This is a genomic window from Demequina sp. NBRC 110051 (assembly GCF_002090055.1).
Taxonomy (GTDB): Bacteria; Actinomycetota; Actinomycetes; order Actinomycetales; family Demequinaceae; genus Demequina.
Genome location: NZ_BBRH01000010.1, coordinates 1 through 12963 on the forward strand (window position 1 = coordinate 1; position 12963 = coordinate 12963).

The following is a 12963-nucleotide window of genomic DNA, read 5'->3' on the forward strand; positions in this document are numbered from 1 at the left end:
ACCTAGAGGCGGCGCTCAAGCCGGGCGGCGAGGGCCGCGCGCGCGGCGGGCCACTCCGCCGCGATGATCGAGAACACCACCGTGTCGCGCAAAGTGCCGTCCCTCCAGACCTGATGCGCGCGTAGGACGCCGTCCTGCTTGGCGCCCAGCCGTGCGATGGCGGCGCGGGACTGGTGGTTGTGCCAATGGGTGCGGAATTCGACCGCGTGACAGCCCAGGTCCTCGAAGGCGCGGCTGAGGAGCAGCATCTTCGCCGCCGGGTTCACGCCGGTGCCCTGGACCTCACGCCCGATCCAGGTGGAGCCGATCTCGAGGCGGCGGTTGGGCTCGTCGAGGTGCAGGTACGTCGTCATGCCGACGGCTCTATCGCTGCGCGGGTCGACGATGGCCCACGCGGCGATCTCGCCCGCCCGCTGCCGCGCGATCCTGGCCGCGACCTCGTCGCTCATCTGGTCGGGCGAGGGGACCGACGTGACCCACGTGCGCCACAGATTGCCGGCGACCACCGCATCGGCCAGGTTGCTCGAGTGAGCCTGACTCAGCGGCTCAAGGCGTGCCAGGTCGTGGATCAGCGTGGGGGAGTCGGAGAAGGACATGCGCACACGCTAGCGGGCGACGCGCCCGGGGCCAGGCATGAGACGACCCCGGCGTCGCAAGGGGGGCTAGCGACACCGGGGTCGGATGCCATCGAGGCGCAGCTCGCATCGGGGGGGAAGCGGCGCGCCATTCACGCATCTGCACCATCATGTCACGAATGGGCGAATCTTGTCACGCCACGCCGCAGGATTTCGCGAGGAATTTTCGTGCCGCTCTGCCGCCACTCCACGAGGAGATCACCGACCCGCATCGCCCGCTTTACCAGACAATTCGTGCGCGATTGACGGCCCGCGGGTACACTCGGGCCTAGGTCTCGTCCGCGCGTGTCACTTCTCGCGCCGGCGATCGCGCGTCCAATGTCGCCTCGCCGACCACCCCAATCCCTCGCATCATGCCCTGAGGAGGACGCGACATGAGCACCCTGACCGCCCGTAAGGCAGCCGTTTCGTGGCTGACCTCTGCGCGCGGGCAGGACGCCATCGCGGTGTGGTCGATCGTGTTCTTGATGTCGGGGCAGGGCTTCCGATACCTGCTGGGCATGGCGCTGTACGGCGTGCTGGCGCTCGTGACGGTGGCGGCGGTCGTCATCGCCTTCCGGCCGTCCGCCGCGCGCATGAAGCTCTCGGTGGTGGTCCTCGCCTTCGTCGCATTGACGGCGGTGAGCGCGATCTGGTCGGCGACGCCCACCGTGACGGTTCTGGCCTCGATTGTCACGATCGCGACGACATACTGCGCGATCGTGACCGTGCAGCAATTCGGGACGTCGCGATTCCTTGAACTGCTGTACCGGGGCCTGCAATGGTCGCTCCTGCTCGGCATTGGCTTCGAGCTGTATGTCACGGCGTATGTCCATCACGCCGTGCGCCCCCTGGTGGGCGATCTGGACGCGATGGCGGGGCTGGACGAGAGTTCGTCACCGTTCCTGTGGTCGGAGAACAACCTCATCGACGGCGGCCCCATCCAAGGCTTTGTGGGCAACCGCAACCCGTTCGCAGCGATCGCGCTCCTCACGGCCATCCTCGCGCTGATCCTGTACCTGGAGCGTCGCGTGAGCAGGCGCAATGCCTTCATCACGCTCGCGGCGTCCGCTGCGGTGCTGCTTCTCACTCAATCCGCGACCGTCGCCGTGATGGGGCTCGTGGTGGCGGTGCTGTTCGGCTGCGCCGTCGTGGTGCGCGCCGCCGACACCCATGCACGCGCCAAGCTCTCCATGTACGTCCTGGGCGTGGCGAGCCTCGCGGGTTGGTTCGCGCTGCGCTACAAGGACCTCGTGCTCAGCATGCTCGATCGCGACTCCGACCTCACCAATCGCACCGAGATCTGGTCACGCGTCATCGACATTGCCTCGGAGCGCGTCGAGGGTTGGGGGTTCGTCGCCTACTGGCCCGTCTGGGCAGAGCCCTATTCGACAGTCGTCGACGAGACCACAGAGCGCGCCACGCACGCCCACAACGCTTTCCTCGATGCCTGGCTGCAGCTCGGTGTCGCGGGTCTAGTGATCCTGGTGTTCCTCGTCGCGTCTGTGTTCTTCAGGGCCTGGGGCGTGGTCCAGCGCGGCGAGAAGAACTCGTCGTGGATCCCCGTGGGCTGGGTGCTGCTCATCGCCGCGCTCGGCACGCAGGCCCTCTCGGAGTCCCGCCTGCTCGTCGAGGGTGGCTGGTACCTCCTGGTGGCCCTCACCTGCATGGTGCCGGGCATGGTGGCCATCACACCGCGCACGCCGCGCCTGGCCCGCACCGGTGCCGGGCAGCCGGTGCCGCGACGCACGGTGGGTCCGGTGCGGCCCCTGCCGGGGCACCGCCGTCGCCGGCGCGCGGCGCGCGGCCCTGACGACTCCAGCGAGGCTTGATCGAGCCCCGCTGCGTTTAGCGGGCGGAGGCCGCGGCCTTCTTCTCAGCCTTCTTGTCGGCCTTATCGGCCGCCTTGCGCTTGGCCTCGTCGCGCTGGAACGACTCGTGCGCGAAGGCTGCCGCGCCCACAATGCCGGCTCCATTGCGCAGCTCCGCGGGCACGATGGGTGCGCGCAGGGTGAGGTTCGGCAGGAACATGTGGTGCGACTTCGACACCCCACCACCCACGATGATGAGGTCGGGCCACAGGAGCCTCTCCATCTCGGAGTAGTACTTCTGGAGGTTCTTGGTCCAACCCTCCCAGTCGAGGCCAAAGCGATCACGGGCGGACTCCGCCGCCATGATCTCGGCGTCCTGGCCGTCGATGAGGATGTGGCCCATCTCGAGGTTGGGCACCAGCGTGCCGTTGACGATCAGCGCGGTGCCAATGCCCGTGCCGAGCGTCGTCATGAGCACCGATCCGTCGCGGCCGTGGGCGGCGCCAAAGTGGTGTTCGCCAAAGCCCGCGGCGTCGGCGTCGTTGAGCACATAGACGTCATGGCCGGAGTAGTCCCGAATGATCTGGCGCAGGTTGGTGCCGATCCACGAGTCATCCACGTTCGCGGCGGTCTTCACCACGCCGTCCTGGACCACACCAGGGAAGGCCACGCCCACCGCAGTCTTGCGGCCCGGTTCGAAGCGCGCGATGCACTTCGCGACGGTCTTCGCAATGGCCTCCGGTGTGGCGGGGTCGGGGGTGGGGATGCGGTAGCGCTCCTGGGTGAACTCGCCGGTCTTGAGGTTGACGGGGGCGGCCTTGATGCCGGTGCCGCCGATGTCGACGCCGAGTGCGATGTGCTTGCTCATGGCAGTGTCAGGACCTCCGGGCCTTCCTCAGTGATGACAATGGTGTGTTCAAACTGGGCGACCCACGAGCCGTCGTTCGTCGTGACGGTCCAGCCGTCATCCCACTCGTCGGACTCCTCGGAGCCCATGCACAGCATCGGCTCGACGGTGAAGACCATGCCGGGTTCGATGACGTCGTCGTGGTACGGCGCGGCGTCGTAATGGGGGATGACCAGGCCCGTGTGGAAGGCGGGACCCACTCCGTGGCCCGTGTAGTTGCGCACCGACTCGTAGCCGAACCGGGTCGCGTATTTTTCGATGACGCGGCCGATCACATTGACCTCGCGGCCCACGCGCGCGGCCTTGATGCCGCGCATCATCGCCTCGTGCGTGACCTCGACGAGTTGCTTGGCTTCGGGTGATCCCTCGCCGGCGATGAACGAGCCGCAGTTGTCGCCGTGCACGCCGTTCAGATAAGCCGTGATGTCGACCTTCACGATGTCGCCCTCTTCGATCACGGTCGAGTCGGGGATGCCGTGACAGATGACCTCATTCACGGACGTGCACAGCGCCTTCGGGAACGGCGGGCGACCGGCGGCACCCGGATATCCCAGCGTCGAGGGGTAGGCGCCGTGGTCCAGGACAAACTCGTGGCCTATGCGGTCCAGCTCATCGGTGGTCACGCCAGGCTCAACGTGGCGACCCACCTCGGCAAGCGCCTGCGCGGCGATCTTTGCGGAAATGCGGATCTTCTCGATGGTCTCGGGGGAGTGCACGTCGCCGCCGTCCCATGACGCCGCTCGCTTGCGACCCACGTACTCGGGGCGGGCAATGCCCTTGGGGACGTCCCTCCACGGCGACACCACGCCCTTGCTGATGTTCTCGCGCACGGGGCTCATACCTGGCAGTCTATTCATGGAGGCAGCAGACATGACAAGCGAAACCGAGTTCTGGTTCAACACGAAGACGCGCGAGGTCGAAGAGGGCAAGCGCAGCTCGTGGGAGAACCTGATGGGGCCCTACCCGACGCGCACGGAGGCCGAGCAGGCGCTCGAGAAGGCCGCGCAGCGCACCAAGGATTGGGACGAGGACGACAAGGAGTGGCGCGAGGGGTCGTAGGGCCCTCAGCGCGGCTACTCGCGCCCGTCCTCGAGAGGGATGAGCATGTCGCGGAACTCGCCGGGAACGGCGTGCAACTGCCAGACGCGCTCCGCGACATCGTCGATCCCGTTGTCGAGCTGCAGCTTGGGGATCGCGCCGGGGATCACCAGCTGGCGCACGCGGATGCCCTCGTCCGTGAGCGCCTCGTGCAGCATCTCGCCGTACGCGGTCTCCGCGGGGAACGCGATCGACGTGCCGGCGAAGCCCGCGCGCGACTTCACCGAGGTGCCGCCATTGATGAGGATGATCGAGCCGTCGCCGGTCTCGCGCATGGCGGGCAGCACCGCACGCGCGGCATGCATGAGTCCCAGCGCGGAAAAGCGCAGCGCCTCAAGGGCGAGCGCGGGGTCCGTGTCGAGCACCGGCTTGAGGTAGTCGCGCGAGGGCAGCGGGCTGTACTGCAGGGCGGTGATGGGGCCAAGCTCCTCTGCAGCGGCCGCCAACGCGGCCTCAAGCTGACGGCCGTTGCGCACGTCGGCCAGGTACGGACGCGCCTGGACGCCGTCGTGGCCGAGTTCGGCGACCAGCTCATCGAGCTTGGCCTCGTCGCGGGCGATGAGGGCGACCGAGAATCCTTCGCGCCCAAAGCGACGAGCGACCGCGGCACCGAGTCCGGGACCGGCTCCGATGATGGCGAGAGTGGGCATGATTCCTCCTTGTCCGTCGCGCGTCGATGCGCGAGCAGCGTGGGTGGGGACTACGAGTCGAACGTGTGCTCGGCGGCGGGAAATTCCCCGCCCTTGACGGCCGCGACGTAGTTCGCCGCGCCGTCGGTCATGGCCTGGCCCACGGCCGCGAATTGGCGCGAGAAGCGCGGGTGCCAGTCGCCCACGCCGAGCGCATCGAGCCACACCAGTACTTGGCCGTCCGTGCCGGAGCCGGCGCCGATGCCGATCGTAGGGATGTCGAGAGCCTCCGTCACCGCGCGAGCGGCGCCGTCGACGACCATCTCGAGCACGACCGCGAACGCGCCCGCCTCCTGGAGCGCGAGCGCATCGGCGATAAGGTCCTTAAGGCCCTGCTCGCCGCGGCCCTGGACCCGGTGACCTCCCAGGGCGTTCTCGGACTGCGGCGTGAAGCCCAGGTGGCCGCAAAAGGGGATGCCCGCATCGGTCACGGCCTTCACCTGCGCGGCGATCCGGCGGCCGCCCTCGAACTTGATGGCCTGGGCGCCGGAGAGCTTCATCATGCGGATCGAGGACGCGACCGCCTGTTCGGGGGAGACCTCGTACGTGCCGAACGGTAGGTCGGCCACCACAAAGGCGCGCTCGGCGCCGCGGGCGACCGCGCGGGCAAACGGAATCATCTCGTCGAGCTCGAGCGGAACCGTGGACTCCATGCCGAGGACGTTGTCACCCATCGAGTCACCCACGAGCAGCATGTCCACGCCGGCGGCGTCAAAGGACTTCGCGGTCGCGTAGTCGTACGCCGTGAGCATGGTGATCTTTTCGCCACGCTTCTTCATCTCGGCGAAGTGGTGAATCCTGACCTTCTTCATGGTCTCCACTCTAGGCCGCACAGGAGGGGCGGCCGATGCCGTGGTGGGCCTGGCTACACCTCTCGCCAGCGGCTCGTGATGGGCAGGCGTCGGTCGCGGCCGAACGCGAGTGCGGTGACCTTGGGGCCCGGCGGATACTGGCGGCGCTTCCACTCGGCGCGGTCCACCAGTTGCAGCACACGGTCGACGACGGCCTCGTCGAAGCCGCGGGCGAGCAGCTCCTCGCGGCCCTCGGCGTGCTCGACGTACGCGTCGAGAACCTCGTCGAGCAGGTCGTACGCGGGCAGGGAATCCTGGTCGGTCTGCCCGGGCCGGAGCTCGGCGCTCGGGGGCTTCTCGATCGAGTTGACGGGGATGGGCTCGACCTCGCCACGGGCGGCGGCGGCCGCGTTGCGCCAGCGCGCCAGCTCCCACACGCGGGACTTGTCGACGTCCTTGAGGGGAGCGAAGCCGCCAATGGAGCCCGCGTCGTAGATGGTCGCGTAGCCGGTGGCGAGCTCGGACTTGTTGCCCGGCGCGATGACCAGGTGGCCCTCGCGGTTGGAGATCCCCATGAGGATCACGCCGCGCACGCGCGCCTGCAGATTCTCCTCGGCCACACCGGTGAGCGCCAACTGCTGCTGGTAGGCGTCCACGATCGCCGCGATGGGCTCGACGCGATAGTCGGCGCCCAGGCGCTTCGCGAGGTCGGCGGCATCGTCTTTGGAGTGCTCGGACGAGAAGGACGAGGGCATGGACACGCCGACCACGTTCTCGCCGCCGATCGCGTCGGCCGCGATGGCTGCCGTGAGCGCCGAGTCGATGCCGCCGGACATCCCCAAAATGACCGAGCGGAAGCCGTTCTTGACGACATAGTCCCGCAGGCCCGTGACGCAGGCCCGGTAGACCTGCTCGGTATCCGTCGCAAACTCGACCACCTCGCCCTGGTGAGCCACGCCCGCCCCAGCCACGGCATCGGCCGCCGGAAGATCCCAGGTGAGCAGCGCGTCCTCGAAGCCGGGAGCGTTCGCCAGCCACGCGCCGTCGGCGCCCACGATGAACGAGTGCCCATCGAAGACGAGGTCGTCCTGGCCGCCCCACAGGTTGACGTACGCGAGGGGAGCGGCGACCTCGGCCGCGCGACGGCGGGCAAGGTCCGTGCGCACGCGTCCCTTGCCCTCCTCGAAGGGCGAGCCATTGAGGACGACCATGAGGTCCACGCCCTGTTGCGCGACCTGCTCGACGGGGCCGCCGTCGACCCAGATGTCCTCGCAGATCACGATGCCGACGCGCCGACCGTCGACGTCCACCACGCAGGGGTCCTCGCCCTGGGCGAAGATGCGCCGCTCATCGAAGACGCCGTAGTTGGGGAGGTGGTGCTTGTTGTAGCGGGCGATGATCTCTCCGCCACGCAGCACCGCGGCCTGATTGAACGGCCGTCCGGAGGCGGCCACACCGAGCGTGCCCACCACGACGGTCAGGTGGCCCAGGCCCTCCGCGGCGAGATCGGCGGCCAGGGATGCCACTGCGGCCGCCGCGGCGCGCTGGAAGCTCCCGCGCAGCGCGAGGTCCTCGATCGGATAGCCGGTCATCACCATCTCGGGGAACACGATCAGGCCAGCGCCGGCGGCATCGGCCGCACGCACCTGCTCGCGGATAAGCGCGGAGTTACCAGCAATGTCGCCCACACAGGGGTTGACCTGGGCGAGGGCGATGCGGAGGTCAGCCATGCGCCAACCCTATCCGCCGCGGTGCGGGCGCCACGCGCGTGCCAGGCGTTACGCGGATGTCACGTGGATAGGGCAGGATGGGCCCATGGACAAGCAGCAGGAATACGTGCTCCGCAGTGTCGAGGAGCGGGACATCCGGTTCATCCGGCTGTGGTTCACCGACGTGTTGGGTGTGCTCAAGTCGGTGGCGATCGCGCCCGCGGAACTCGAAAACGCCTTCAACGAGGGCATCGGCTTCGATGGCTCGGCCGTCGAGGGGCTGACGCGCGTGTACGAGGCGGACATGCTCGCCATCCCGGACCCGTCGACGTTCCAGATCCTGCCGTGGCGCGGCGCGCGTCAGGGCGCAGCCCGCATGTTCTGCGACATCCAGACGCCCGACGGCGAGGCGGCACTGTCCGACCCGCGTCAGGTCCTCAAGCGCACGCTGGACAAGGCCTCGGAGCAGGGCTTCACGTTCTACACGCACCCTGAGATCGAGTTCTACCTGCTCGAGAAGCCCGAGCCTGGCGAGGCCCCCAAGCCCGTCGACAAGGCCGGCTACTTCGACAACGTGCCGCGTGGCACCGCGCACAACTTCCGCCGCGAGGCGATCACGATGCTCGAGTCGATGGGCATCTCGGTGGAGTTCTCGCACCACGAGGCCGGCCCCGGCCAAAACGAGATCGACCTGCGCTACGCGGACGCGCTGTCCATGGCGGACAACATCATGACGTTCCGCACGGTCATCAAAGAGGTCGCGCTCGAACAGGGCATCTTTGCCTCCTTCATGCCCAAGCCGCTGTTCAACGGCCCGGGCTCGGGTATGCACACCCACATGAGCCTGTTCGAGGGCGACCGCAACGCGTTCTACGAGGCGGGCGCCGACCACAACCTGTCCCCGGTGGCGCGCCAGTTCATCGCGGGCCTGCTGAAGTACGCGCCCGAGATCACCGCGATCACCAACCAGTACGTCAACTCGTACAAGCGCCTGTGGGGCGGTGCGGAGGCGCCGTCGTACGTGTGCTGGGGCTCCAACAACCGTTCGGCGCTGGTGCGGATCCCGATCCACAAGCCAGGCAAGAGCCAGTCGACCCGCGTGGAGTACCGCGCGATGGACTCGGCGGCAAACCCGTACCTTGCGTTCTCGGTCCTGCTTGCCGCGGGCCTCAAGGGCATCGAGGAAGGCCTCGAACTGCCCGAGGGCGCCGAGGACGACGTGTGGGAGCTGTCTAACGCCGAGCGCAAGGCGATGGGCTACGAGCCGCTGCCGTCGTCGCTGTCGGAGGCCATCCAGGCCATGGAGCGTTCCGAGCTGGTCGCCGAGACCCTCGGCGAGCGCGTGTTCGACTTCGTCTTGCGCAATAAGCGGGCCGAGTGGGAGGAGTACCGCGCACAGGTCACTCCCTTCGAGCTCGAGCAGTACCTGCCCGTCCTCTAGGGTCGCCGTGCCCGGTTCTCGCGAGGCCTCCCCGTCCGCCCTGTTGCGCCGGGCGGGGGTGGCCGATGCGACACGCGCCTTGGACTTGATCGCCCAGATCGAGTCGATCACCGGTGCGACGATCGACAACCCGGCCCATGCACTGTCCTATCTCGCGGACCCCGACGCGGGCCTGCTGCAGATGCTCCGGCTTGCCGAGGCGGCGCGCGACGCGGGGCGGCTCGATGACCTCGTGTCCCTGCGCGACAGCGAGGCTGGGGCGCGGCTCTCCGTGGTGCTCGGCGGCTCCCTCGCGCTCGGCGACTTTCTGATCCGTCACCCCGAATACGTGGCCGACTTCGCGTCGTGGCCCCTGGGGCAATCGTTCACGGCCGTCGACTTTCGCGCCGCGCTGCTGGAAGCGGTGGGCGCCGACCCGACAAGCGACGCCCCGGTAGCGGCCCTTTCGGGGGACGAGGGCGTCAGCGCCATGCGCGTCGCCTACCGCCGCCAGCTGATGCGCGTGGCGGCAGAGGACCTGTTCCACGCGACCCCGCCGGCGATTTTTCCCGAGGTCGGTGCTGCGCTGGCCGATCTCGCGGGAGCAGCGCTCGAGGCCGGGCTGGCCATCGCGCGGGCGGACCAGCCGCACCATGAGCGCACGCGGCTCGTCATCATCGGTATGGGCAAGTGCGGCGGGCGTGAGCTCAATTACGTCTCCGATGTCGATGTGATCTTCGCGGCCGAGCCGGCAGAAGGCGTCGACGACCACGACTCTCTCAAGGTGGCCACCCGGCTCGCGGCCGCCGCCTCTCGCGCCTGCGATCGGCCCGGCGCCGAACCCCCGTTGTGGCAGGTGGACGCCAACCTGCGCCCCGAGGGCAAGGACGGTGCGCTGGTGCGCAACGTCTCCGCCCACAAGGCCTACTACGAGCGCTGGGCCGAATCGTGGGAGTTTCAGGCGCTCCTCAAGGCGCGTCCCATCGCAGGCGACCGCGAGGTGGGTGAGCATTACGTCGACGCGATGCAGCCCATGGTGTGGCAGGCCGTGGAGCGCGACGGCTTTGTCCAGGGCGCGCAGGCGATGCGTCGCCGGGTGGAGGAGCACGTGCCCGCCGAGGTCGCCGACCGGCAGATCAAGCTGGGAGCCGGCGGCCTGCGCGACGTCGAGTTCACCGTGCAGTTGCTGCAGCTGGTGCACGGTCGCCACGACGAGACGTTGCGTTCTCGCACGACCCTGACGGCGCTGAGGGCGCTGCGCGACGGCGGCTATGTGGGCCGCGCGGACGCGGCCAAGATGGAGCGCTCGTACCGCCAGCTGCGGGTGTGGGAGCACCGCTTGCAGCTGCGCAAGCTCCAGCGCACCCACCTGATGCCCGACGACGAGGACGGGCGCCGCGCTCTCGCGCGCGCCTCCGGCTTCGCCACCCTCGAATACATGGACGAGGTGTGGCACGACATCAGGCGAGACGTGCGCGCCATGCACCTCGAGATGTTCTACCGGCCCATCCTGCCCATGGTCGCCTCGCTCAGTGCCGACGAGGCCAGGCTCGACGACGCGGCCGCCCGCGCGCGCCTCACCGCCGTGGGCTTCGACGACGCCCAGGCCGCGCAGCGTCACATCGCGGCGCTCACGGAGGGGGTCAGCCGCCGCGCCGCGATTCAGCGCCAGCTCTTGCCCGCGATGATCGGCTGGTTCGCGCAGGGAGCCGAGCCCGATGCCGGTCTGCTGGCGTTCCGGAAGCTCTCGGAGAACCTCGCGGACTCGCAGTGGTATCTCAAGCTGCTGCGCGACTCCGCGGCGGCCGCCCAACGCCTGGCGCGACTGCTGTCGAACTCTGCGTATGTCACCGATGCCCTGCTCGCCTCGGCGGAGTCCATCACGTGGCTCGACAACGACGCCGACCTCGCCCCGCGCTCGCGCGAGCGGCTGTGGGCGGAGGCGGACGCGATCCTGCGCCGCAGCGACGACGCCGACCAGTGCGTCACCGCCCTCAGGGGGCTGAGACGGCGAGAACTGGCGCGCGTGGCATCGGCCGACGTCCTGGGCCTCATTACGCCTGTCGAGGCGGCCTCGTCCGTCTCTGACGCGGCCGATGTCCTCATCGAGGGCGCGGTGCGCATCGCGACGGCTGAGGTCGCTCGCGAGGCGGGACTCGACGCCCTGCCCATCCGCTTCCTGGTAGTCGCGATGGGTCGTTACGGCGGGTCCGAGATGGGCTACACGTCCGATGCCGACGTCCAGTTCGTCTGGGATGCGCTGCCAGACGCGGAACCGGTCGACGACGGACAGAAACTGGCGGTCAAGGTCGCACAGCGTATTCGCAAGCTCCTCCAAACCGTGTCGAGCCAACCGGGTCTGGAGATCGACGCGGACCTGCGGCCCGAGGGCCGGAACGGGCCCCTCGCACGCTCGCTCGCCAGCTGCACCGAGTACTACGGCCGCTGGTCCGACCCGTGGGAGGCGCAGGCGTTGCTGCGCGCACGCCCGTGCGCCGGGAACGAGGACCTGGCCGCCGCCTTCGTCGACATGATCGACACGGTCCGCTACCCGCCCCAGTTGCCCACGGGGGCGCTGCGGCAGATGCGCACCCTCAAGGCGCGCATGGAGTCCGAACGGCTTCCGCGCGGCCTTGACCCGCGCCGTCACCTCAAGCTGGGCCCGGGGGGCCTCAGCGACGTGGAATGGTCGGTGCAGCGGCTGCAGCTGGAGCATGCGCACGCCCATCCGGCGCTCAAGACGACCCGCACGCTGGCCGCACTCGATGCGGCGAGCGAGGCCGAGTTGATTGCGCCCGCCGACGCCGCGGTGCTCGCCGAGGCCTGGCGCCTCGCTACCGACCTGCGAGGAGCGATCGCGCTCAGGGGCCGCACGCGCGACCGTGACGTCCTGCCGGGCGACTCCCGCGAGCTCAGCGTGCTTGCGGGCATCCTGTCCCTGCGGCTCTCCGGTGCTCAGCTGGCCGACCGCTACGAGAGGGTCACCCGCCGCGCGCGCGGCGTCACCGAGCGCGTGTTCTTCGGATGGACGGACACCGAGTGAGGGCGCTGCGCACGCTCATCTCCGCGCTGTGCATCCTCGCAGGGGCCCTCACGATCCTTGGATGGGCAGCCTCTGGGCTGGTGGTGCGAGCGGTCGAGGAGGGTACGGCGCTAGGCGCCGTCACGCGCACCGCGTTCACCATGCCCGGCGTCGTCACCGACATCTCTGAGGGCGCACAAGATCAGGTGCTGGCGAGTCTGTCCGAGCGCGGCATCGACCCGAGCGCCGTCGGACTCGACGACGAGGTGCGCGACGTGGTCGACGGCGCCGTGCGTTCCCCCCAATTCGAGGACGCGATGGTAGCCGCCGCCGATGACGCCCAGGAGCGCTTCGCGCTCGCCCTGACCGAGCCCGATCGCGAGCCCGCGCCGTTCACCCTCGCCGTCGACGTCTCCGACGTGGTCAACGCGCGGATCGATGACGTCCCGGCCGTCGGCGCGCTTGCGCCCGATGTCGCGCTCGCGCCCGTGCCCATCGCCGTGATCGAGGCCGACACGTTCGAGGACGTCCGCGCCACCTACGGCGCGATGCGGTGGCTTGCCGACTGGGGCCTGTGGGCGGGCCTCGCGCTGCTCGCGGTAGGCATGCTCGTCAGCCACCGGCGCCGGTGGTTCATTGCCAAGGCGCTGGGTGCCGTGGGCGTCCTGACGCTCGGCTTCGGGCTGATGGTGAGGTTCGTCGACCCCGCTGCAGTGATGGGCATCCTTCCGGGAGGCGAGGAGGGGACCCTCGGCACCCTGTGGGCGGCGGTCATCACCGAGGATGCCGCGCCGCAGATCACTCAAAGGGCGATGACCATCGGTGCCGTCGCGCTGGTGGCCGCGCTTGTCGCCGCGGGGCTCGGCAAGGCTGTCGCGCGCCGCTAGCCTGGGACCACCACC

At 69.2% G+C, this 12963-nt stretch carries 11 protein-coding genes; 5 read left to right on the forward strand and 6 right to left on the reverse strand.

Going from position 1 to position 12963, the window contains the following annotated elements; all coding sequences use genetic code 11:
* Positions 1-2: 2 nt before the first annotated feature.
* On the reverse strand, positions 3-596 hold the full coding sequence (locus B7K20_RS04750; protein ID WP_084101100.1) for a GNAT family N-acetyltransferase: 594 nt from the start codon (positions 594-596) through the stop codon (positions 3-5).
* A 413-nt stretch (positions 597-1009) separates the two neighbouring features.
* Here B7K20_RS04750 and B7K20_RS04755 point away from each other — a divergent pair, with 413 nt between their 5' ends.
* A complete protein-coding gene (locus tag B7K20_RS04755) occupies positions 1010-2446 on the forward strand; it encodes an O-antigen ligase (RefSeq protein ID WP_084101102.1) in 1437 nt (478 codons plus the stop codon).
* Positions 2447-2462: 16 nt separating this feature from the next.
* Here B7K20_RS04755 and ppgK read toward each other — a convergent pair whose 3' ends face one another.
* A complete protein-coding gene (ppgK, locus tag B7K20_RS04760) occupies positions 2463-3293 on the reverse strand; it encodes a polyphosphate--glucose phosphotransferase (protein ID WP_084101104.1) in 831 nt (276 codons plus the stop codon).
* On the reverse strand, positions 3290-4171 hold the full coding sequence (gene map / locus B7K20_RS04765; RefSeq protein ID WP_084101106.1) for a type I methionyl aminopeptidase: 882 nt from the start codon (positions 4169-4171) through the stop codon (positions 3290-3292). The genes ppgK and map overlap by 4 nt, the downstream gene beginning before the upstream one ends.
* A 31-nt stretch (positions 4172-4202) precedes the next feature.
* On the opposite strand from map, the gene B7K20_RS04770 reads away from it, so the two are divergent.
* On the forward strand, positions 4203-4391 hold the full coding sequence (locus B7K20_RS04770; protein ID WP_084101107.1) for a hypothetical protein: 189 nt from the start codon (positions 4203-4205) through the stop codon (positions 4389-4391).
* 14 nt (positions 4392-4405) lie between these two features.
* Here the strand turns inward: B7K20_RS04770 and B7K20_RS04775 are convergent, their stop codons facing one another.
* Genes B7K20_RS04775 through B7K20_RS04785 form a run of 3 tightly spaced genes read right to left on the reverse strand, consistent with a single transcriptional unit; the run spans position 4406 to position 7640 of the window.
* Positions 4406-5080, reverse strand: a complete 675-nt coding sequence (locus B7K20_RS04775; protein ID WP_084101109.1) for an SDR family NAD(P)-dependent oxidoreductase — start codon at positions 5078-5080, stop codon at positions 4406-4408.
* Between the two features lie 50 nt (positions 5081-5130).
* Entirely contained in the window at positions 5131-5931 is an 801-nt protein-coding gene (gene panB / locus B7K20_RS04780) for a 3-methyl-2-oxobutanoate hydroxymethyltransferase (RefSeq protein ID WP_084101111.1), read from the reverse strand.
* A gap of 53 nt (positions 5932-5984) precedes the next feature.
* Positions 5985-7640, reverse strand: coding sequence for an NAD+ synthase (locus B7K20_RS04785; protein WP_084101113.1), 1656 nt, complete (start codon positions 7638-7640; stop codon positions 5985-5987).
* 85 nt (positions 7641-7725) lie between these two features.
* Here B7K20_RS04785 and B7K20_RS04790 point away from each other — a divergent pair, with 85 nt between their 5' ends.
* The 3 genes from B7K20_RS04790 to B7K20_RS04800 are packed head-to-tail and all read left to right on the forward strand — an operon-like array spanning position 7726 to position 12948.
* Positions 7726-9060, forward strand: coding sequence for a glutamine synthetase family protein (locus tag B7K20_RS04790; protein ID WP_084101115.1), 1335 nt, complete (start codon positions 7726-7728; stop codon positions 9058-9060).
* Between the two features lie 7 nt (positions 9061-9067).
* Positions 9068-12082 carry a bifunctional [glutamine synthetase] adenylyltransferase/[glutamine synthetase]-adenylyl-L-tyrosine phosphorylase gene (locus tag B7K20_RS04795; protein WP_084101117.1) on the forward strand — a complete coding sequence of 1005 codons (3015 nt, stop codon included), beginning with the start codon at positions 9068-9070 and terminating at the stop codon, positions 12080-12082.
* Positions 12079-12948: a hypothetical protein gene (locus tag B7K20_RS04800; protein WP_084101119.1), complete on the forward strand. Its 870-nt coding sequence runs from the start codon at positions 12079-12081 to the stop codon at positions 12946-12948. Before B7K20_RS04795 ends, B7K20_RS04800 begins: the two co-directional genes overlap by 4 nt.
* Positions 12949-12963: the final 15 nt, after the last annotated feature.

Coding starts and splice junctions, on each gene's coding strand:
- B7K20_RS04770 (WP_084101107.1), top strand. CDS start 4,203: ATGACAAGCGAAACCGAGTTCTGGTTCAACACGAAGACGCGCGAGGTC.
- map (WP_084101106.1), bottom strand. CDS start 4,171: ATGAGCCCCGTGCGCGAGAACATCAGCAAGGGCGTGGTGTCGCCGTGG.
- panB (WP_084101111.1), bottom strand. CDS start 5,931: ATGAAGAAGGTCAGGATTCACCACTTCGCCGAGATGAAGAAGCGTGGC.
- B7K20_RS04750 (WP_084101100.1), bottom strand. CDS start 596: ATGTCCTTCTCCGACTCCCCCACGCTGATCCACGACCTGGCACGCCTT.
- B7K20_RS04785 (WP_084101113.1), bottom strand. CDS start 7,640: ATGGCTGACCTCCGCATCGCCCTCGCCCAGGTCAACCCCTGTGTGGGC.
- B7K20_RS04755 (WP_084101102.1), top strand. CDS start 1,010: ATGAGCACCCTGACCGCCCGTAAGGCAGCCGTTTCGTGGCTGACCTCT.
- B7K20_RS04775 (WP_084101109.1), bottom strand. CDS start 5,080: ATGCCCACTCTCGCCATCATCGGAGCCGGTCCCGGACTCGGTGCCGCG.
- ppgK (WP_084101104.1), bottom strand. CDS start 3,293: ATGAGCAAGCACATCGCACTCGGCGTCGACATCGGCGGCACCGGCATC.
- B7K20_RS04790 (WP_084101115.1), top strand. CDS start 7,726: ATGGACAAGCAGCAGGAATACGTGCTCCGCAGTGTCGAGGAGCGGGAC.